The 17550-nt window shown below is 65.2% G+C and carries 14 protein-coding genes and 1 CRISPR repeat array; of the genes, 9 read left to right on the top strand and 5 right to left on the bottom strand.

Annotation, left to right across the window (positions count from 1 at the left end; genetic code table 11):
• Positions 1 to 116: 116 nt before the first annotated feature.
• Positions 117 to 1139: a type I-F CRISPR-associated endonuclease Cas1f gene (cas1f, locus tag U6958_RS30335; RefSeq protein ID WP_074920600.1), complete on the top strand. Its 1023-nt coding sequence runs from the start codon at positions 117 to 119 to the stop codon at positions 1137 to 1139.
• Positions 1136 to 4624 carry a type I-F CRISPR-associated helicase Cas3f gene (gene cas3f, locus U6958_RS30330; protein WP_074920596.1) on the top strand — a complete coding sequence of 1163 codons (3489 nt, stop codon included), beginning with the start codon at positions 1136 to 1138 and terminating at the stop codon, positions 4622 to 4624. The genes cas1f and cas3f overlap by 4 nt, the downstream gene beginning before the upstream one ends.
• A gap of 3 nt (positions 4625 to 4627) precedes the next feature.
• Here cas3f and U6958_RS30325 read toward each other — a convergent pair whose 3' ends face one another.
• Together U6958_RS30325 and U6958_RS30320 are read right to left on the bottom strand one after the other, a co-directional pair.
• A complete protein-coding gene (locus U6958_RS30325; protein WP_012203141.1) occupies positions 4628 to 4939 on the bottom strand; it encodes a HigA family addiction module antitoxin in 312 nt (103 codons plus the stop codon).
• Positions 4940 to 5020: 81 nt separating this feature from the next.
• Positions 5021 to 5302, bottom strand: coding sequence for a type II toxin-antitoxin system RelE/ParE family toxin (locus U6958_RS30320; RefSeq protein ID WP_043789322.1), 282 nt, complete (start codon positions 5300 to 5302; stop codon positions 5021 to 5023).
• A gap of 166 nt (positions 5303 to 5468) precedes the next feature.
• Between U6958_RS30320 and csy1 the strand changes: the two genes are divergently transcribed.
• The 4 genes from csy1 to cas6f are packed head-to-tail and all read left to right on the top strand — an operon-like array spanning position 5469 to position 9540.
• Entirely contained in the window at positions 5469 to 6818 is a 1350-nt protein-coding gene (gene csy1, locus U6958_RS30315; RefSeq protein ID WP_074920593.1) for a type I-F CRISPR-associated protein Csy1, read from the top strand.
• On the top strand, positions 6815 to 7885 hold the full coding sequence (gene csy2 / locus U6958_RS30310; RefSeq protein WP_074920591.1) for a type I-F CRISPR-associated protein Csy2: 1071 nt from the start codon (positions 6815 to 6817) through the stop codon (positions 7883 to 7885). The genes csy1 and csy2 overlap by 4 nt, the downstream gene beginning before the upstream one ends.
• Positions 7886 to 7939: 54 nt before the next feature.
• On the top strand, positions 7940 to 8968 hold the full coding sequence (csy3, locus tag U6958_RS30305) for a type I-F CRISPR-associated protein Csy3 (protein WP_016451881.1): 1029 nt from the start codon (positions 7940 to 7942) through the stop codon (positions 8966 to 8968).
• 5 nt (positions 8969 to 8973) lie between these two features.
• On the top strand, positions 8974 to 9540 hold the full coding sequence (cas6f, locus tag U6958_RS30300) for a type I-F CRISPR-associated endoribonuclease Cas6/Csy4 (protein WP_034366869.1): 567 nt from the start codon (positions 8974 to 8976) through the stop codon (positions 9538 to 9540).
• Between the two features lie 130 nt (positions 9541 to 9670).
• Positions 9671 to 13662: direct repeats of the CRISPR family, unit length 28 nt; unit sequence GTTCGCTGCCGCATAGGCAGCTCAGAAA.
• A 150-nt stretch (positions 13663 to 13812) separates the two neighbouring features.
• Here cas6f and U6958_RS30295 read toward each other — a convergent pair.
• A complete protein-coding gene (locus U6958_RS30295; protein ID WP_046240413.1) occupies positions 13813 to 14193 on the bottom strand; it encodes a hypothetical protein in 381 nt (126 codons plus the stop codon).
• Positions 14194 to 14305: 112 nt separating this feature from the next.
• Here U6958_RS30295 and U6958_RS30290 point away from each other — a divergent pair, with 112 nt between their 5' ends.
• Entirely contained in the window at positions 14306 to 14659 is a 354-nt protein-coding gene (locus U6958_RS30290; protein WP_080945400.1) for an Arc family DNA-binding protein, read from the top strand.
• Between the two features lie 28 nt (positions 14660 to 14687).
• Here U6958_RS30290 and U6958_RS30285 read toward each other — a convergent pair whose 3' ends face one another.
• Both U6958_RS30285 and U6958_RS30280 read right to left on the bottom strand, forming a co-directional pair.
• Positions 14688 to 15446 carry a sulfite exporter TauE/SafE family protein gene (locus tag U6958_RS30285; protein WP_013804301.1) on the bottom strand — a complete coding sequence of 253 codons (759 nt, stop codon included), beginning with the start codon at positions 15444 to 15446 and terminating at the stop codon, positions 14688 to 14690.
• 190 nt (positions 15447 to 15636) lie between these two features.
• Positions 15637 to 15942 (bottom strand): LysR substrate-binding domain-containing protein, encoded by a 306-nt coding sequence (locus U6958_RS30280; RefSeq protein WP_074920924.1) that lies wholly within the window; start codon positions 15940 to 15942, stop codon positions 15637 to 15639.
• Between U6958_RS30280 and U6958_RS30275 the strand changes: the two genes are divergently transcribed.
• Together U6958_RS30275 and U6958_RS30270 are read left to right on the top strand one after the other, a co-directional pair.
• Entirely contained in the window at positions 15929 to 16519 is a 591-nt protein-coding gene (locus U6958_RS30275; RefSeq protein ID WP_244160435.1) for a CoA transferase, read from the top strand. The genes U6958_RS30280 and U6958_RS30275 overlap by 14 nt on opposite strands.
• 41 nt (positions 16520 to 16560) lie before the next feature.
• Positions 16561 to 17547: an MDR family oxidoreductase gene (locus U6958_RS30270; protein ID WP_074920586.1), complete on the top strand. Its 987-nt coding sequence runs from the start codon at positions 16561 to 16563 to the stop codon at positions 17545 to 17547.
• Positions 17548 to 17550 lie beyond the last annotated feature (3 nt).

The following is a 17550-nucleotide window of genomic DNA, read 5'->3' as shown; positions in this document are numbered from 1 at the left end:
ATTCTCCGGCTATTGAAATGCGAAAGCGCCTTGTGAAAGCAAGGCGCTTTTTTATTCCTGGGACAATCCGGCGAAGGGGATTGGAGCATTGATGAAAATCCCTGCGGGAGGCATTCATGCAGGACATCAAAGGCCAGGATCTCAAGACCATTATCCATTCCAAACGCGCCAACATCTATTACCTTGAGCACTGCCGTGTCCTGGTCAATGGCGGGCGGGTAGAATATGTGACCGATGCCGGCAAGCGCAGCCTGTATTGGAATATTCCCATTGCCAACACCACCAGCATCCTGCTGGGCACCGGCACCTCCATCACGCAGGCGGCCATGCGGGAGCTGGCCAAGGCTGGGGTGCTGGTGGGCTTTTGTGGTGGCGGCGGCACGCCCTTGTTCAGCGCCAATGAAGTTGACGTTGAAGTCGCCTGGCTCACTCCGCAAAGCGAGTACCGCCCCACTGAATACCTGCAGGCCTGGGTCCAATTCTGGTTTGACGATGAACTGCGCCTGCATGCCGCCAAGCAATTGCAGGCTTTGCGATTGCAGCGGATGCAGCAGGAATGGGGCGCACGAGCCTTGCGCGAAGCAGGGTTTTCCGTGGACATGGAGCGCCTGAAGGCGCTGGTGCAGCAATTTGCGGCGCTGACGGCCAATGCGCCCGATGTCATGACACTGCTGACCGATGAGGCACGGCTGACCAAGGCCTTGTTCAAGCTCGCCGTGGACGCCGTGGGATATGGCGAATTCACGCGCGCCAAGCGCGGCACCGGCACCGATGCAGCCAACCGCTATCTGGACCATGGCAACTACCTGGCCTACGGACTGGGCGCCACGGCCACCTGGGTGCTGGGCCTGCCCCACGGCCTGGCCGTTCTGCATGGCAAGACGCGGCGCGGCGGCCTGGTGTTCGATGCGGCCGACCTGGTCAAGGATGCCGCCATCCTGCCCCAGGCCTTCCTGTCGGCCATGCGCGGCGACGACGAGCCGCAATTTCGCCGCCAATGCATAGAGGCGCTCACGCGCAGCGAATCGCTGGACTTCATCATCGACACGCTCAAGCGCATTGCCGTCGACACGGCGCGCATGGCCGGCGCGCCCGCCACGCCCACAACGCCCGGCGCTGCGCAGGAGGGCGGCACATGAACGTGCTCTTCGTCTCCCAGTGCAGCAAGCGCGCCCTCACCGAAACGCGCCGCATCCTCGACCAGTTTGCCGAGCGGCGCGGCGACCGCACCTGGCAGACGCCCATCACCGCGGCCGGGCTCGACACCGTGCGCAAGCTGCTGCGCCAGAGCGCGCGCAAGAACACCGCCGTGGCCTGCCACTGGATACGCGGGCACGACCACAGCGAACTGCTGTGGGTCGTGGGCGACGGGCGCCAGTTCAACGCCGAAGGCGCCGTGCCCACCAACACCACGGCCAGCAACGTGCTGCGCGCAGAAGACGAAAGCCACTGGCACCACCTGCCACTGATCACGGCGCTGGCCGCTTTGGCGGCCCTGGTGCATGACTTGGGCAAGGCCACCAGGGCATTCCAGGACCGGCTGAAGAATCCGGGCCTGCGCGAGCGCAACCACTACCGCCATGAATGGGTGTCGGTGCGGCTGTTCCAGGCGTTCGTGGGCGGCGACAGCGACGCGGCATGGCTGCAAAGGCTGGCAGCCTGTGTGGATGAGGCCGCCGATGCCCGGGCCTTTGAGGCGCAATGGCTGGATCACCGCAGCGGCCGCCTTCTGCGCGATGGCCTGGACGAGCCGCAGGCCAGCCAGCATCTGCCGTTCAAGGCGCTGCCGCCGCTGGCCACCGCCGTGGCATGGCTGGTTCTGACACACCATCGGCTACCCTGCATGCCGGTCGCTGCAGGCCGGCAGGAGTCCGACGACGAGCTGGAGCCCGACCGCCGCCAATGGTGCCGCTTCGGCGCGCGCCCGCGCTTCGTCAACAGCAATGAGATCGAGCAGCTGCTGCGGTGCATCAGCGCCGACTGGAACGAGCCGCGCGAGAAAGCCGACCCGGCGAAAGTGCGCTCCCATTGGGAGTTCCCGCAGGGCCTTCCGGTGGCCACGGCCGCCTGGCGCAAGCAGGCGGCGCGCTATGCGCTCAAACTGCAGGAACTGACGGGCCGGTCGCTTGACGCTGCAAGCCTGGGCGATCCGTTCACGCTGCACCTTTCGCGCCTGTGCCTGATGCTGGCCGACCACCACTACTCCAGCATCGAGGACGAGGCGCGCCGCCAGCCTTTCCGCAACGCGGGCTATCCGCTGTACGCCAACACCCGGCGCAAGAGTGCAGCTCCAGGCGCCGCGTCCGCTTTCAACCAGACGCTGGACGAGCACCTGCTTGGCGTGCAGGCCCATGCCACGCTGGTGGCGCGCTCGCTGCCCACGCTGGCGCGCAGCCTGCCGGCACTGCGCAGCCATCGCGGCCTCAAGAAGCGCAGCAGCAACGCGCGCTTCCAGTGGCAGGACAAGGCTGCCGACCTGGCTGCCAGCGTGCGCCACCGGGCCGCCAGCCAGGGCGGCTTCATCGTCAACATGGCTTCCACCGGCTGCGGCAAGACGCTGGGCAATGCCCGCATCATGAACGCGCTGGCCGACCCGGGCGTGGGCATGCGCTGTGCCTTCGCCATCGGCCTGCGCACGCTCACGCTGCAGACGGGGCGGGTGTTCCAGAACGACCTGGGACTGGGCGACGACCAGCTCGCCATCAAGGTCGGCGGCGCGGCCAGCCGCGCGCTGTTCGAGTACTGGGAAGCGCAGGCCGAGGCCACGGGTTCGGCCTCGCGCCAGGCGCTGCTCGACGAAGGCGGGCAAGTCCTGTTCGACGGCAATGACCAGCACCCACTGCTGCAGCGCCTGACCGACGATGCGCAGGTGCGCTCGCTGATCGCCGCGCCCGTGCTGGCCTGCACCGTGGACCACCTCACGCCCGCCACTGAAAGCCTGCGCGGCGGCCGCCAGATCGCGCCCATGCTGCGCCTCATGACGGGCGACCTGGTACTGGACGAGCCCGATGATTTCGACATGGCCGACCTGCCCGCGCTCACGCGGCTCGTGCACTGGGCGGGCCTGCTGGGCTCACGCGTGCTGCTGTCCTCGGCCACATTGCCGCCAGCGCTGGTGGAGGGGCTCTACCTGGCCTACCGCGCCGGGCGCGAGATCTTCCAGCGCCATCGCGGCGAGCGGCCCGGCGAGCCAGTGGCCATCTGCTGTCTGTGGGTGGACGAATTCCACCAGCAGGCGCTGGACTGTGCCGATGGTGCAGGGTTTCGTGCAGGCCATGAAGGCTTTGTGCAAAAGCGCGTGGCCCAGCTCGCCCGGGCCGAGGTGCGGCGCCTGGCTGCCATCGCTCCCCTGCCTGCCGGCTGGCAGGGGCTGGACCCGGCCGCGCGGCGCCGGGATTTCGCCCGCATCGCGCTGGAGCATGCATGGCAACTGCACCAGCAGCCGGGCAACCATGGCACCGACCCCGCCAGTGGCAAGCGTGTGAGCTTCGGCCTCATCCGCATGGCCAACATCGAACCGCTGTTCGACGTGGCCGTGGCCATGTATGGCCAGGGCGCTCCCGCGCCGGGCGTGCGTGTGCACCTGTGCGTCTACCACTCGCAGTTTCCGCTGCTGGCGCGTTCCAGCATCGAGCGGCACCTGGACACCGTGCTGGACCGCCGCTCCTCCGACGGCGCAGATCCCATCTTCCAGAGGCCGGCCATCCGCGCATTGCTTGATGCCAACGATGAGGCCGATCACCTCTTCATCGTGCTCGGCTCCCCCGTCACCGAAGTGGGCCGCGACCACGACTATGACTGGGCCGTGGTCGAGCCCTCGTCCATGCGCTCGCTGATCCAGCTGGCCGGACGCGTGCGGCGCCACCGGTCGGGTGCGGTGCAGGAGGCCAACATGCGGGTGCTGGACAGCAACCTGCGCGCTTTCGAGCATCCAGGCCGGGCGGCATTCTGCAAGCCGGGTTTCGAGATGGAGCCGGTGGATGACAAGGCGGACACGGCGCGGTACTTCCACCTGCGCTCGCATGACCTGCAATCGCTGCTGGCCAAGCACACCAAGGGCGAGCCCCTCTGGCCCGTGGATGCCCGCGCCCGCATCGAAGTGGCCAGGGAGCAGTTCCACCCGGCCAGGAACCTCGTGGACCTGGAACACGCCCGCATGCACGACACCATGCTGCCGCGCCCCGCAGACAGCCCGGATGCCACGCCGGTGCTGCGCGCCGCCAGCCTGCACTGGGCCAGCCCAGCCTGCTTCTGGCTCACGGGCCTGCTGCCGCAGTTCCAGCGCTTTCGCTACGACCCGCTGCCGCGCGTGGATGTGGTGTTTCTGCCGGACGAGGAGGAAGAGGGCCTGCAACTGCACCGCGTGGTCGATGGCCAGCGGCGGGGTGACAGGTTGTATGTGCTGGTGCAGGACAGCCTGCTGCACCGGGAGCCATTGGACCCACGGAAGGGGTCTGTCACTGCATGGGGGCAGGCCGACCTGATGCATGAACTGCTTGCCCTGGCGCAGGGCAAGGGGCTGGCGCTGGATGCCTGTGCAAGCAAGTACGCCACGGCCAGCCTGCCCGACAAGACACAGGGCTGGCGCTGGCATGGCGTGCTGGGCTTTGTGGGCCGTGCCTGAGGATCAGGCGGTATGCAGCTGCATCGGATGAACTTGCCTCACGGACGCCTGCAACTCCGCGTTCAGCTCTGCCGTGCGCAGGTCGTAGGCGGTCTGAAGGTTCAGCCAGGACTGAGCGTCGCCTCCAAAGAAGCGGCTCAGCCGCAGCGCCGTGTCGGCCGTGATGCCGCGCCGCTCCAGCACGATGTCGTTCACGCGCGAGGCGGGAACGTGCAGGTGCCTGGCCAGCGCGTTGGCGCTCATGTCCATGGGCTTCAGGTAGTCCTCGCGCAGGACTTCACCTGGGTGTATGGGGCGCATGCCGTTTTTAAGCATGTCTTTCTCCTGTGCCCCTCATTGCCGGGAGGCGCCGGTTCCCAAGCCGCCGATGCGGCAGCGAAGGCATGTCATTGTTCGTCAGTGGTAATCCACTATCTCTACGTCAACCACTCCCTTTTCCGTCCAGACAAAGCAGAGGCGCCACTGGTCGTTGATGCGGATGCTGTGCTGGCCCTGCCGATCTCCCACGAGCATTTCCAGGCGATTGCCAGGAGGGCTGCGCAGAAATTCAAGTGTCACAGCCGCATCCAGCTGAGCCAGCTTGCGCTCCGCCACGCTCTGGATGTTGGCGAAGCGGCGGGTCTTGCCGCTGGTGAACAGGCGCTGGGTTTCCGGGCACTTGAAGGAAGTGATCGCCATAAGTCAGGAATTTTATACCGTTTACCGTTATTCGGTATATCGCTTTGCAGCAGAAAGGAAACCAAGCGCAGAGGAGCAAGACCACCCGCACCGTTCGTTGAAGGACATCGTTGCAGACCACGCAGATCGTGGGTTTGTTCTGAATTTCTTGCAAGGAGGAGAAGCAATGCCGCCCACCCCAAGCGCCATGCGTTGGCATGACGCCATCGCCATCTTTATCCAGGAACGGCTTCAGGCCAAGCTGGACAAGCTGGCCGAAGACGACCCCAAACGACAGGAGCTGCTGGCTCAGCACCAGCGCGATACCTGGTTGGAAGACGCCGCCCGCCGGGTGACGCAAATCCAGGCCGTCACCCACTCCCTCAAACCCATACACCCCGACGCGCGCGGCACCAATCTCTATGTGGAGCCGGCCAGCCTGCCAGCGCTGCAGGAACTGGGAAGCCATGCGCTGGGGCAGTCCTTCGCCGGCGATGTGGTGGGCAATGCGGCGGCGCTTGACGTCTACAAGTTCCTCAAGGTCGAGGTGGACGGCACCAGCCTGCTGGCCGCGCTGCTGGCGCAAGACCCGGGCGCGCTTCAGGCCCTGCATGAGGACCCGCAGCAGGCCATGGGCTTGCGCGATGCCTTCGTCGGCCTGACCCAGCCGCGCGCGGGCGCACCCAGTTCGCACACGCGGGCCAAGCAGTTGTACTGGCTGACGGGCAGCGATGCCTGTGCCGATGAAGGCTATGAATTGCTGGCGCCGTTGTTTGCCACCTCGCTGGCGCATGCCGTGCATGCGCAGGTGCAGGAAGACCGCTTTGGGGAAAGCAACAAGGCGGCCCGGCAGGCGCGGCGCGAGCGCAAGGCGCATGACGGCGTCTTCCATGACTACCCTGGGCTGGCCGTCCAGAAGATGGGAGGGACAAAGCCACAGAATATTTCCCAGCTCAACAGCGAGCGTGGCGGGGTCAACTACCTGCTGGCTTCGCTGCCACCGGTCTGGCGCAGTAGCGATGTACGGCTGCCGGTGCATGCCAGCTCCGTGTTCGACAAGCTGTTCATCGGCCGTCCCGAGGTACGCAGCACGGTGCGCAAGCTGCGTGCCTTCCTTGCGACCGACCCGGAGCCCAACCTGCAAACGCGCGAGCGCCGCGAGGCCTTCGTCGATGCGCTGATCGATGAAATGGTCTCGCTCGCCGGCGAAGTGCAGCAGACCCTGCCCGCTGGCTGGAGCCGCGACTCGGAACGCTTCGGCAAGCTGGTGCGTGAAGAGCAATTGTGGCTGGACCCATTGCGGGCCGAACTGCGCGATGAGGCAGATTTCGCCCGCGAATGGCTTTGGATGGACTGGCCTGCCGAGGTAGGCAAGCGCTTTGCCAACTGGCTCAACAGCCAGCTGTTCGGCCAGTTGCCCGTGGGCGACGCCGAGGCGCGTGTGTGGCGGAAAGAGCTGCTGACCGATGAGGATGGTTTTGTGCAGCAGTTGCGCGAACTGCGCAAACGGCTTGAAGACAGGGAGGACGCGCAATGAGCCAGTCTCCACAAGCGCTTCTCGTTTTTCCCCATCTGCGCGTGCAGAACGCCAACGCCATCTCCAGCCCGCTCACGCACGGCTTCCCCTCCATCACCGCCTTCACCGGCCTGATGTGGGCGCTGGAGCGCAAGCTGGCGCAGGCCGGCATCCCCTTGCGCCTGCACGCGGTGGGCGTGGTCTGCCACCACCATCAGGAGCAGGTGACGCAGGGCTATGTGCGCAGCTTCAACCTCACGCGCAACCCGGTGGACAAAGACGGCAGCACTGCCGCCATCGTGGAGGAAGGGCGCATCCACCTGGACATCTCCCTGGTCTTCACCGTCTCGGAAAAACGCGTCCCTGGCTCCAACTCGGCCCCGACCCTGGTGCAAAGCGCTGCCGAGCCGATGCAGCAATGGGCCGATGAAGCCGGGCAAATCCTGTCGCAAATGCGCGTGGCCGGCGGCAGCCTGCTGCCATCACGCGCCGCGCCCGGCAGGCGCGTGCGCCCCAGGCTGTCCGTGCTGGCAGAAGACGCCACCGAGCGCAGCCGCCAGTTCCGCGAATGGCGGCGCCAGTGGCTGCCGGGCTTCGCCCTGGTGGGGCGTGACGATCTGCTGGCCGACCGCCTGCACAGGCTGCGCGACAAAGCGGCGCACACCACGCTGCTCGACGCCTGGCTGCATGCATCGCGCTTCAACCACGAGCCCGTGTCAGCGGCCGAAGGCCAGCCCCCGCAGCAGCCATGGGCAGACCCCTGGCGCGGCCCGGGCAGCGGGTGGATCGTGCCCGTGCCCGTGGGCTATGCGGCACTCTCGCCATCGCATGCCGCAGGCGAAGTGCTCAACGCCCGCGATGCCACCACGCCGCTGCGCTTCGTGGAGTCGGTCTACTCGCTGGGCGAATGGATCAGCCCGCACCGCCTCACCCATCTGGAGCAACTGCTGTGGCATGCGCACACCGATGAAAAGCGGGGCCTTTACCGCTGCCGCAGCGGCTACGTGCCAGACCCCGCAACCGTGGCCGACCCTGACGACGCCGCAGCCCAGGAGCAGGAAGACGACGACAGCTATGCATACACCTGACCAGCGTCCTTGCACCGCCGCCTTTCACACCGTATTGCCAAAGGATTGAACACCATGTCCAGCACCCTCAAGACCGCATCCGTCCTCGCCTTCGAACGCAAGCTCGACCCCTCCGACGCCGTCTTCCACGCAGGCAACTGGGATGACCGGGCGGCCTCCGCCTCCTGGCCCTCCGTCAAGCTGCGCGAGAAATCCGTGCGCGGCACCATCTCCAACCGCCTCAAGACCAAGGACCAGGACCCGGCCAAGCTCGACGCCGCCATCGAGAACCCCAACCTGCAGACCGTGGACGTGGCAGCCCTGCCCGCCGATGCCGACACGCTCAAGGTGCAGTTCACGCTGCGCGTGCTGTCTGGCGCGGGCACGCCGTCTGCCTGCAACAGCGCCGAATACCAGGCCAGGCTCGCGCAAACGGTGCAGGCCTATGCCTCGGCCCAGGGCTTTGCCGAACTGGCCAACCGCTATGCGGCCAACCTGGCGAACGGGCGCTTTCTGTGGCGCAACCGCGTGGGCGCGGAAAGCGTGCAGGTGCAGGTGGTGCAGCTCAAGGATGGCAAGGCCGGGCAGGCATGGTCGTTCGATGCGCTGGCCCACAACCTGCGCACGCTGGAGCAGCCTGACGAGAAAGTGGCTGCGTTGGGCAGCGTGATCGCGCAGGGGCTTGAGGGCAAGGCCCATGTGCTGCTGCAGATCACCGCCTTTGTGCGCCTGGGCGCGGGCCAGGAAGTCTTCCCCTCGCAGGAACTGATCCTCGACAAGGGCAGCACCAAAAAGAGCAAGACGCTCTACCAGATCGGTGAAAAAGGCCAGGAGGTCGCCGCCATCCACTCCCAGAAAATCGGCAACGCCCTGCGCACCATCGACACCTGGTACGACGGCGCGCAGGACCTGGGCCCCATCGCGGTCGAGCCCTACGGCTCCGTCACCACCCAGGGCAAGGCCTGGCGCCAGCCCAAGCAAAAGCAGGACTTCTACACCCTGCTGGACGACTGGCTGCTCAAGGACAAGGTGCCTCCCGTCGAGCAGCAGCACTTCGTGATGGCCGTGCTGATCCGTGGCGGCGTCTTCGGCGATGCGAGCTGATGGCCATGACCTCGCACTACATCGACATCACGCTGCTGCCTGACCCGGAATTCAGCCACGCCCACCTGCTGGGCGCGCTGGTCGCCAAGCTGCACCGCGCGCTCGTGCAACTGGGCAGCGCGGACATAGGCATCAGCTTTCCTGGCTACAGCCTGCGTCCACGCACTCTGGGCACCATCCTGCGCCTGCATGGCAGTGAAGCCGCGCTGCGCGGCCTGATGGAACAGCCCTGGCTGCAGGGCATGCGCGATCACGTGCACTGCACGCCGCCAGCTTTGGTACCAGAGGGCGCCGTGCCCTACCTGGTGCAACGCCGGCAATTCAAGACCAGCCCCGACCGCCTGCGCCGCCGCCGCATGCGGCGCAAGGGAGAAACCGCTGAACAGGCTGCGGCCGCCATTCCCGACAGCGTGGAGCGCACCCCGGACCTGCCCTACGTTCAACTGCGCAGCGCCAGCACCGGCCAGCCGTTTTGCCTGTTTGTGGAGCAGAAAGCGGTGCAGGGCACGGCGGGCCAGGAAGGCTTCAACACCTACGGACTGAGCCTGGGAACTGCTGTTCCCTGGTTCTAACCCTTTTTCTGGCGGCCTGTGGGGTCGCCTTTCAAATCAACAACTTGGCGACGCCTCGGAATTTTGGGGTGTTTTCGGTTTAGGGGGGAAAGTTCTTTAAAAATCAATGAATTGGGAGGATTTTTGTCTAGTTCGCTGCCGCATAGGCAGCTCAGAAAATCGCGCTGGCCTCGGTGTTGTTCGGGCCGACGTTCGCTGCCGCATAGGCAGCTCAGAAATTTCAAAAGGCATTTCAGCATATGGCGGAAGAGTTCGCTGCCGCATAGGCAGCTCAGAAAAATATGCCCAGGAACTTCAAGGCCGACTTTGGGTTCGCTGCCGCATAGGCAGCTCAGAAAAAGGCCCGAGTCAAAGCATGGGAAGCATGCTCGTTCGCTGCCGCATAGGCAGCTCAGAAAACCCGTGGCCGGGAAGATGACACCGGCCAGGCGTTCGCTGCCGCATAGGCAGCTCAGAAAGCCGCGAAGGCTGGAGCGTATTCGAGCATCGAGTTCGCTGCCGCATAGGCAGCTCAGAAATGGCGGACACAGCGACCTCGCTCATGGGCGAGGTTCGCTGCCGCATAGGCAGCTCAGAAATGGCGGACACAGCGACCTCGCTCATGGGCGAGGTTCGCTGCCGCATAGGCAGCTCAGAAAGCGGGTGCTGGCTGGCACCGCAACCGACCGTGCGTTCGCTGCCGCATAGGCAGCTCAGAAATGTACAGCTTCGAGGAAACGATGCAGTGCATCGTTCGCTGCCGCATAGGCAGCTCAGAAAAGCACAAGAGTCGGCGCGCAAGTTGTTCGGCGGTTCGCTGCCGCATAGGCAGCTCAGAAAACTCCAAATGCTTGGAAATCCAGACCCATTTAGTTCGCTGCCGCATAGGCAGCTCAGAAAGCATTCGTCAGGCACGCTGAGTGCGATCTTTGGTTCGCTGCCGCATAGGCAGCTCAGAAATCTCGTTCCAGTAGTAGTTCAGGAGACTCGCCGTTCGCTGCCGCATAGGCAGCTCAGAAACAACAGAGACCACCATGGCCCTGACCATCAAGGTTCGCTGCCGCATAGGCAGCTCAGAAAGATGGAGGCCCGGTCAAGGTTCAGCAGATTCGGTTCGCTGCCGCATAGGCAGCTCAGAAAAGCGCCTTGGCTTCTTCGGATCGAGCGATGGCGTTCGCTGCCGCATAGGCAGCTCAGAAATTTAAGCGCAGCCCAGAAGCCCAGGAAGGCAGGTTCGCTGCCGCATAGGCAGCTCAGAAATGTTGCGTGCTGACCAGTTCGGCGCTGGTCTGGTTCGCTGCCGCATAGGCAGCTCAGAAAAATGCCTTCACTGTATCGATAGCGACGCCCCGGTTCGCTGCCGCATAGGCAGCTCAGAAAGTCGAGAGGAAGCCACTGCCCTCCTCCTCGCCGTTCGCTGCCGCATAGGCAGCTCAGAAAAAGCGTGGCCAGGCTTTGGAGAGTGTGTCCATGTTCGCTGCCGCATAGGCAGCTCAGAAAGAGTGCGCTTCGTTTTTTCAACCACCACGGAGGTTCGCTGCCGCATAGGCAGCTCAGAAAGATGTGGAAGTAGACGAACGGACGTCTGCCTAGTTCGCTGCCGCATAGGCAGCTCAGAAAAGCAGAAGAATTTGCGCTTTCATTTGCTTCCCGTTCGCTGCCGCATAGGCAGCTCAGAAATGTCTCAGGCGCGAGACGCCGCACGCGACAAGGTTCGCTGCCGCATAGGCAGCTCAGAAACATCCCGCGCCATGCGGAACACGTCCATCTTGGTTCGCTGCCGCATAGGCAGCTCAGAAAATGCGTCCACCTCGGTCTGCCAGCTCTTGGAGGTTCGCTGCCGCATAGGCAGCTCAGAAAAAGCCTCGGCCCAGCAACAGCGCCCCTGAGTTGTTCGCTGCCGCATAGGCAGCTCAGAAATCAAGGGGCGTGCGTGTTGCGGCGGCGGGTGTGTTCGCTGCCGCATAGGCAGCTCAGAAAATTCAATCACTCTCAGTGTGGGGCGCGTTTCGGGTTCGCTGCCGCATAGGCAGCTCAGAAATGTCGCGCATCCCTCCATAGGGCGACGTGAACGTTCGCTGCCGCATAGGCAGCTCAGAAAAGTCGCCGTTCGGGAAGCGCGCTACGGTCCAGGTTCGCTGCCGCATAGGCAGCTCAGAAAATGCGCGAGTGGAAGGCAGATGGCATGGAAAAGTTCGCTGCCGCATAGGCAGCTCAGAAAATGCTGGGAGAGCGGGAAAAACGTGTGGTGGAGTTCGCTGCCGCATAGGCAGCTCAGAAACCACAAATCCGAAACACACTGTCCACCAGCGCGTTCGCTGCCGCATAGGCAGCTCAGAAAATCAATGTCGGCTTGGGCACGGGCGACAAGTCGTTCGCTGCCGCATAGGCAGCTCAGAAAGACATGGTGCGCGCGGGGAAGGGGACTCAGGCGTTCGCTGCCGCATAGGCAGCTCAGAAAAGCGAGCCGCTCCTTGTCCCCTCTATTCACAAGTTCGCTGCCGCATAGGCAGCTCAGAAATCGGCCAGCTCCAGGGCCAGCCATCCCGAGCGGTTCGCTGCCGCATAGGCAGCTCAGAAACAACGGGATCAACCCCGACCACGAATCTGCCCCGTTCGCTGCCGCATAGGCAGCTCAGAAATAAGCCAGTTGTCTGGCGGAAGGGGCTCCTAAGTTCGCTGCCGCATAGGCAGCTCAGAAATGCCCGTGCCGGCGTACAAGCTCGGCGGCCAGGTTCGCTGCCGCATAGGCAGCTCAGAAAGTTGCGGCGCCTTCGGTTTTTCAACACAGGAGGTTCTCTGCCGCATAGGCAGCTCAGAAATGTGATTGCCACCAGATCCGCGGCTTCGGCATGTTCGCTGCCGCATAGGCAGCTCAGAAACAGGTGGTGCACGGCAGTTTCGTGGGCGCTGCCGTTCGCTGCCGCATAGGCAGCTCAGAAAATCAGATCACCCTGAACAGCGTGTCGGCCCGGGTTCGCTGCCGCATAGGCAGCTCAGAAAGGCTGCGCTGATGCCGGCGCACAGGAGCCCACGTTCGCTGCCGCATAGGCAGCTCAGAAATATCTGGCTGCGTCTGGGCCAGGCTATGACAAGTTCGCTGCCGCATAGGCAGCTCAGAAATTCAATCACTCTCAGTGTGGGGCGCGTTTCGGGTTCGCTGCCGCATAGGCAGCTCAGAAAAGCGACTCGGGCGTGAACTTGGTCGGGTCGATGTTCGCTGCCGCATAGGCAGCTCAGAAATTGGAGCCTTCAGGGCCGGTACAACGGATCATGTTCGCTGCCGCATAGGCAGCTCAGAAAAGTCCGCTGGCGGCTCGGCGCCGTGGAAGGTGGTTCGCTGCCGCATAGGCAGCTCAGAAATGCACATCAACCCGGGCCGCGAAGTCAGCAACGTTCGCTGCCGCATAGGCAGCTCAGAAATGTCGGGACGGCCGAGCAGCGCATTCGTGCGCGTTCGCTGCCGCATAGGCAGCTCAGAAATTGCGCACGGCCACGCCGAAGAAGTCCTCGCAGTTCGCTGCCGCATAGGCAGCTCAGAAACAGCGCCTCGCGGAGCCGGGGGGTGTCCACCTGTTCGCTGCCGCATAGGCAGCTCAGAAATTCGTCAGCAGTGCTGTGATTGCTTCCTGTGCGTTCGCTGCCGCATAGGCAGCTCAGAAATTGGAGCAGACAAATGATGTGGCTCGACGCACGTTCGCTGCCGCATAGGCAGCTCAGAAACAGTCAATCTCTAGAGCGGATGCCAGCCAGCAGTTCGCTGCCGCATAGGCAGCTCAGAAAATGACATACCGCAACCGTGACCTCATCCGTGAGTTCGCTGCCGCGTAGGCAGCTCAGAAATGGGCCGTGTAGTGCGTAGGCATTTGGTCCGTGTTCGCTGCCGCGTAGGCAGCTCAGAAAATCCCAGGTGCGGCCATCGAGCTGGCGGCCCGGTTCGCTGCCGCGTAGGCAGCTCAGAAAAAGCAAATGCAAGGTGTAGGCCGGTTTTCTTTGTTCGCTGCCGCGTAGGCAGCTTAGAAAAATGGCGCGGAGAATCAGCAGGCCATCAGCTGGTTCGCTGCCGCGTAGGCAGCTCAGAAATCCCCAAAGATTACCGATCTGGCCTGCGAGTTGTTCGCTGACGCATAGGCAGCTCAGAAAGCACGCACCCCCCTCTCTTGGCTAGCCAGAGGCAGATGCGCGACTACGCGGTGCCCAATGCGATCCGGTTAAAGGCCGTGACGGCAATGAGCGAACAGACCGGCGCTCTCACGGAGCCTGCTGGTGCCACGCGGCAGCAGGGCGCCGCGCCTAATTCACCCGGCTTTCCTCCACGTGCTCCACGAAGGAGGGCGCTTCATTGAAAAGTTGCACGAGCTGCGCCAGGCGCAGGCCATAGGCGCATTGGGGCCGGCTGAACGCCTGGTCGGCCAGGACGATGGCGGCGCGGGCGAGGAACCAGGCGTTGTCAAACTTCCATGCCGCGTCGAAGTGGGTGAGCTTCATCTGCCGGATGTGGTTCAGGGCCAGTTCCGTGGCCATGTCCACGTCGGCGTCTTCGTCAACCCAGTCCATGTCTGCGCAGCGCTGGTCGATCAGGGCGGCCAGCTCGGTTTCTGCGCGGTCTATGGACAGGGCAATCATCTGCTGCATGCTGGGCTTGTCTGCGGTGGCCTTCGGCGTGGCATTCATATTGATCCCTTCTCCTGCATGTATTGGGTACTGAATCTATTGGATATCTATCAATATTAGATGTCAAATAGATTCTTTGTCATGAATCTTTCTGATGTCCAGAATCTGGCGGATGACTGACAAGCAAGTGCCGTCCTACCCGTTGCGTATGCCTGTGGAGCTGCGTGAAAAGCTCACCCTCGTTGCCAAGAACAACAATCGCAGCGTGAACGCAGAAATCATTGCGAGGCTGGAGAGCAGCCTTGACGCAACCGGCGCCAAAGCAGACTTTGGACAGGATGTGGCCGTTCGGTCCGCGATGGCGGCGTCGCTTGCGGATGTGGCCGTTTTGACGCTGACCCAGGACGAGTCATGGAAAGAGGACGTCGCACGCAGGGTTGCTGAAAGCCTGCGTGCAGTGCCTTTGGTGTCTGCTGAGACGGATGCACAGCCGCCAAGGCCCAGGCAGCGGCCAAGAAAGGCCTGAGCCGCGGCCCTTCTTCAAAAGCCCCGCCTCACTGCCTCCAGAAAAACACCCCCGCCATCACCAGCCCCGTCAGCACGATGCCCGCGCGCAGCCATTCGGGCGGGATGCGGCGCGCCAGGCGGGCGCCGCCGTAGCCGCCTGCGGTGGCGGCGATCATCATGACCAGGGCCTGCTCCCACTGCACGACGCCGCCGGCCGCATAGATGGCGACGGCAATGGCCGTGAGCAGGGCGGAGACCAGGTTCTTCATGCCGTTCATGGCATGCAGCCTGGTCTGGCCCAGCAGGCCGAACAGGGCCAGTAGCAGGATGCCCAGGCCGCCGTTGAAGTAGCCGCCGTAGATGGCCACGGCCAGCATGCCGGCGCCGGCTTTGACGGGTGAGGCATGGGCTGCATGCTCGGCGCTGCCGCGTGATGCCATGCGCCTGAGCTGGGGCGCGAAGGCGAACATGGCGGTGGCGGCCAGCAGCAGCCAGGGGACGACCTTGCGGAACAGGTGGTCGGGCGTGACCAGCAGCAGGGCCGCGCCCAGCGAGCCGCCGATGAGCGACAGCACGATGACGCCGCGCATGCCCAGGCCGGGCGGCGGCTCCATGTCCTGGCGAAAGCCCCAGGCACCGGCCATGTAGCCGGGCAGCAGGGCGACGGTGCCGGTGGCGTTGGCGGCCACGGGCGGCACGCCGGTGAAGACCAGGGCGGGCAGGGTGAGGAAGCTGCCGCCTCCGGCAACGGCATTGAGCGCGCCGGCCACGAAGGCGGCGCTCATGAGCAGTGCGATGTCCCACATGGGTGTTGTCTCCTCCTGGGGCCGGGCATCGGCAGGCCGCCGTGGCCTTGCGCGGCCAGGCCGGTGTTATAGGTCGAGGCTGATCTTAGTGCCGGACTATCGGCCGGGCTGTCGCACCGGCATGGCGGCAGGGTCAGGGCTGCTTTGCGCAAAAGGACAGGATCGCGCCGGCGTGGCGGCCGCCTGACGACTAGGGCGGCTCCACCGCCGGGCCGGGCAGGCCCAGCGTGGCGCGCAGCAGGGCGACGCGTGGGTTGGCGACGGCGCTGCGGTAGATCAGCGCCACGGGGCCCATGGAGATGGCGGGTGTGACATGCACCCTGCGCACCCCCAGCGACCGGGGCGAGGCCTGCAGCGTGGAGTCGGGTACGGCGCTGAGCCCCAGGCCGGCCCGGACCAGTTGCAGGTTGGTGAAGGGGCTGGTGGATTCGATGACGGGCGTGGGCGCGATCACGCCTTCGCGGCGGAACACCTCTTCCATCATGCGGCGCAGCATGGAGCTGCGCGTGGGCAACCGGGGCTATACGGGGAGCCCTGCGGCCGACACCTACCGGTGCGCCGACGGCTGGCTGTCCACGGCCGCCAATACGCCGCAGCAGGTCCGCAGGCTCGCCAGCGTACTGGGGCTCGATGCCCTGTGCGAGGACGCCACGCTGCTGGACCTCGATGCCTTCAACGCGCCCGAGGGCGGCTTTGTCGCCGCGCGCGATGCGTCCGCGCTGCAGCGGCTGCAGGCCTGTCTGGCCGAGGCCTTCGCCGCAAGCAGCGCACGGGACATGGAAGCCCGGCTCAACGCCGTGGGCGTGCCTGCCGCCAGGGTGCGGCGCCTGGGTGAGTTCCTGGGCGAGGCCCGCGCCGCCGGCACCGTGTCACCTGTGAGCTATGGCGCCGGCGGCGCTGCGGTGGACACTCCGGGACTGGGGTTCCGGTGGATGGATGCCGAGCCCCTGCCGGGTGCGCCGGCCCCCGTCCTGGGCGATGGCAACCTTGCGCTGCTGCGGGAGCTGGGGATGGCGGACGAGGCCATCGCCTGCCTGTGCCGCAGCGGCGTGCTGGGCGCGCCGCAGTCCTGATTGCCTTTGGATTCCTTTGCCACTGCCTTGCTGGAGATCCCATGTTCAAAGCCTTGCTGCTGACCCAACCCGTACCGCGTGAAACCCGTGCCGAGTGTGTGGAGCTGGACGAAGCCAGCCTGCCCGCCGGCGCGGTGCGCGTGGCCGTCTCGCATTCCACGCTCAACTACAAGGATGCACTGGCCATCACGGGGCGCTCGCCCGTGGTGCGCCAGTTCCCCATGGTGCCGGGCATCGACCTGGCCGGCACGGTGCTGGACAGCGAGGACGCGCGTTTCCAGCGCGGCGATGCCGTGCTGCTCAACGGTTGGGGCGTGGGCGAGACCCACTGGGGCGGGCTCGCCCAGCAGGCGCGCGTGAACGGCGACTGGCTGATCCGCCGGCCCGAGGCCTTCAGCGCACGCGATGCCATGGCCATAGGCACGGCCGGCTATACGGCCATGCTGTGCGTGATGGCGCTGCAGGCGCATGGCATCGCGCCCTCCAGCGGCCCGGTGCTGGTGACGGGGGCCAATGGCGGCGTGGGCAGCATTGCCGTGGCCCTGCTGTCGCGCCTGGGCTTCGAGGTGCACGCCGGCACCGGGCGGCCCGAACAGGCCGAGCACCTGAAGGCGCTGGGCGCGGCGCGGATCGTGGAGCGCAGCAGCCTGGATGCGCCCGGCAAGCCGCTGCAAAAGGAGGTCTGGGCGGCGGCCGTGGACAGCGTGGGCAGCCATACGCTGGCCAATGTGTGCGCCAGCCTGCGCTACGGCGGCTGCGTGGCGGCCTGCGGGCTGGCCCAGGGGCTGGACCTGCCGGCTTCCGTGGCACCGTTCATCCTGCGCGGTGTGTCGCTGCTGGGCATCGACAGCGTCTATGCGCCGCAGGCGCGGCGCGAGCAGGCCTGGGCGCGGCTGGCCGCCGAACTGCCGCGCGAGGTGCTGGAGCGCAATACCGAAGAGGCGGGCCTGGCCGATGCGGTTGCGCTGGCGCCCCGGCTGCTTGCCGGCCAGGTGCGCGGCCGGGTCGTCATCGATACGGCGCGCTGAGGC

Source organism: Delftia lacustris (assembly GCF_040267515.1).
GTDB lineage: Bacteria > Pseudomonadota > Gammaproteobacteria > Burkholderiales > Burkholderiaceae_C > Comamonas > Comamonas tsuruhatensis.
This window is presented reverse-complemented; position numbering and strand designations above follow the sequence as displayed.

Coding starts and splice junctions, on each gene's coding strand:
- cas1f (WP_074920600.1), top strand. CDS start 117: ATGCAGGACATCAAAGGCCAGGATCTCAAGACCATTATCCATTCCAAA.
- cas3f (WP_074920596.1), top strand. CDS start 1,136: ATGAACGTGCTCTTCGTCTCCCAGTGCAGCAAGCGCGCCCTCACCGAA.
- U6958_RS30325 (WP_012203141.1), bottom strand. CDS start 4,939: ATGCTTAAAAACGGCATGCGCCCCATACACCCAGGTGAAGTCCTGCGC.
- U6958_RS30320 (WP_043789322.1), bottom strand. CDS start 5,302: ATGGCGATCACTTCCTTCAAGTGCCCGGAAACCCAGCGCCTGTTCACC.
- csy1 (WP_074920593.1), top strand. CDS start 5,469: ATGCCGCCCACCCCAAGCGCCATGCGTTGGCATGACGCCATCGCCATC.
- csy2 (WP_074920591.1), top strand. CDS start 6,815: ATGAGCCAGTCTCCACAAGCGCTTCTCGTTTTTCCCCATCTGCGCGTG.
- csy3 (WP_016451881.1), top strand. CDS start 7,940: ATGTCCAGCACCCTCAAGACCGCATCCGTCCTCGCCTTCGAACGCAAG.
- cas6f (WP_034366869.1), top strand. CDS start 8,974: ATGACCTCGCACTACATCGACATCACGCTGCTGCCTGACCCGGAATTC.
- U6958_RS30295 (WP_046240413.1), bottom strand. CDS start 14,193: ATGAATGCCACGCCGAAGGCCACCGCAGACAAGCCCAGCATGCAGCAG.
- U6958_RS30290 (WP_080945400.1), top strand. CDS start 14,306: ATGACTGACAAGCAAGTGCCGTCCTACCCGTTGCGTATGCCTGTGGAG.
- U6958_RS30285 (WP_013804301.1), bottom strand. CDS start 15,446: ATGTGGGACATCGCACTGCTCATGAGCGCCGCCTTCGTGGCCGGCGCG.
- U6958_RS30275 (WP_244160435.1), top strand. CDS start 15,929: ATGCGGCGCAGCATGGAGCTGCGCGTGGGCAACCGGGGCTATACGGGG.
- U6958_RS30280 (WP_074920924.1), bottom strand. CDS start 15,942: ATGCTGCGCCGCATGATGGAAGAGGTGTTCCGCCGCGAAGGCGTGATC.
- U6958_RS30270 (WP_074920586.1), top strand. CDS start 16,561: ATGTTCAAAGCCTTGCTGCTGACCCAACCCGTACCGCGTGAAACCCGT.